The 1,964-nt window shown below is 54.3% G+C and carries 4 protein-coding genes; 3 read left to right on the forward strand and 1 reads right to left on the reverse strand.

What is annotated here, in order from left to right; translation table 11 throughout:
* From HMPREF0178_RS15220 to HMPREF0178_RS15230, 3 genes are all read left to right on the forward strand, one after another.
* A partial coding sequence (locus HMPREF0178_RS15220) for an anion permease (RefSeq protein WP_009380590.1) occupies positions 1-337 on the forward strand: 337 nt, incomplete at its 5' end.
* 115 nt (positions 338-452) lie between these two features.
* Positions 453-1,106: a GntR family transcriptional regulator gene (locus tag HMPREF0178_RS15225; RefSeq protein WP_009380591.1), complete on the forward strand. Its 654-nt coding sequence runs from the start codon at positions 453-455 to the stop codon at positions 1,104-1,106.
* Between the two features lie 133 nt (positions 1,107-1,239).
* The gene (locus HMPREF0178_RS15230; protein WP_308774945.1) at positions 1,240-1,605 is read left to right on the forward strand and encodes a Rid family detoxifying hydrolase; all 366 of its coding nucleotides are present in this window, start codon (positions 1,240-1,242) and stop codon (positions 1,603-1,605) included.
* Positions 1,606-1,693: 88 nt separating this feature from the next.
* Here HMPREF0178_RS15230 and HMPREF0178_RS15235 read toward each other — a convergent pair.
* A partial coding sequence (locus HMPREF0178_RS15235) for a B12-binding domain-containing protein (RefSeq protein WP_198134997.1) occupies positions 1,694-1,964 on the reverse strand: 271 nt, incomplete at its 5' end.

Below are 1,964 nucleotides of genomic sequence, written 5' to 3' on the forward strand. Positions count from 1 at the left end.
GGGCTTCGGATCCGGTTTCGCGAATGCGGCCATCAGCTTCAGCGGCCCTCCCGTGGTCATTTATGCCCTCATGGTCGGCTGGGATAAGGAAACAACTCGCGGAACTCTGGGTGCTTTTTTTCTTGCCATAGCCATCGTCACATGCATCGCCCAAGCCTTTGCGGGGTTCTTCACCCCATCCACCCTCACAGCCGTCGCATATGGTATTCCCGGGGCGATCGCGGGCCTTCTTGCGAGCATACCCGTCGCTAGGAAAATTCCTGAAAAACAATTCAAGGTCGTCCTCAAACTGATGATCGCTTTTGCCGGTATCGTCTGCATTTACAGGACGATTTAACCGGCACCCTTCCGGCTTCAAAAGCCAGTGCGTGACGCCAAAGCCCGCAAACTCAAAGGGTGCCCCGACGAAACACAATTACCCGGTACTCCAAACAGTGCCCCCAAAGAACTCCATGCAATTCAAAAGATTGACCTATTCCGACCAAATCTATGAATATCTGAAAAAACGCATCGCGGATGGCGAGTTACCCCCGGGAAGCCCGATAAAGGAAAGCTCGCTATCGAGCTATTTGGAAGTAAGCCGTGGCCCCGTACGGGAAGCAGTGCAGAAACTATGCGGTGATGAAGTCGTGATGTCCGTACCACGAAAGGGAACGTTCGTGCGCGTTTTGACATCAAAGGATATTATGGACAGCTACGGGCTAGCCGGGATTCTGGAGTCTTCCGGGGTATCAGGCTCTCTAGAGCTGTGGACGGATTCAGATATGGCCAGGCTTGAAGAGATTGTGGAGTCCATGCGCCAACAAAGCCATAACGATTCGGAGAGGGAACACCTTATAAGACTTGAAGAAACTTTTCATGAAACTCTTCTCCAGCGTTGCGGCAACGACAAGTTGATAAACATGGCAAAACGTTCCTGCGCAGCAATTTCCAAGATACTGCTCCACCGTCAATGGAGCGGCCTCTTCCCCCCATCGGTGTTTTTCAAGCAGCACGAGGTAATAGCCCAAGCGGCATACACCCGGGATCCCACGGCGACAGCCAGGGAGATACTTCTGCACTATCAGGAGACCGGAAACGCTATGGCCAAATTCGGCCAACGCTGAACCGGTACGTCGCGTCCTGAAATTCCAGTATGCGCTAGGGAAAAAGGGCGACGCAGTCCCTGCCCTTCATACCATTTTCCATGAGGCGTCATCCATCCCATACCCCATAAATTCATCCTGGAGGAACGAAATCATCCGTACAGCCAAAGCCCCTGCAGCCATTGGCCCGTATTCCCAAGCAGCCCGATCCGAAAACGCCGTTTATTTCTCGGGCCAGTTGGGGATCGATCCGGCCACGGGGAAGCTTGCCGGGGGTGGCGTAAAGGGACAAGCAGAACAAAGCCTCAAGAATATCCTCGCTCTGCTTGAAGAAATCGGCGCATCTATCAACGATATTGTGAAAATGACGGTAGTTATCGTTGATATGGCCGATTTCTCCATCGTAAACGCCGCTTATTCCGAAGTGTTCCGTAACAACTTCCCCGCGCGTTCCTGCGTGGCGGTAAAACAGCTTCCCTTGAACGGGCTTGTCGAAGCGGAAAACCCAAATCCGGGGTAGACGAGATAGGAAGCTTCCCCCACCTCGCCTACCCCCTCTGAAAAGTAAGGGAGGAAAACTGTGCCTCCTCCCCATTGCTTGTAATGCTTCAAACCCTCGCGGCGGCGCAGATTTCGAGGGCCTTTTCCGCGGCTGAGGAGGCGTCGGGGGTGTAATAATCGGCTCCGATGGACTCGCGGAAGGCGTCATTGACGGGTGCGCCGCCGATCATGATTTTGACCTTTCCGGCAAGGGGGCTCTCGGCCACGCCCTTCACGACATCCTTGATGTGGACCATCGTGGTGGTGAGCAGGGCGGAACAGGCGATGATGTCGGCGTTGTGCTTGGCGGCGGCTTCAATGTATTTGGCCGGGGGCACG

It is taken from the genome of Bilophila sp. 4_1_30 (assembly GCF_000224655.1).
In the GTDB taxonomy this organism is placed as follows: domain Bacteria; phylum Desulfobacterota; class Desulfovibrionia; order Desulfovibrionales; family Desulfovibrionaceae; genus Bilophila; species Bilophila wadsworthia.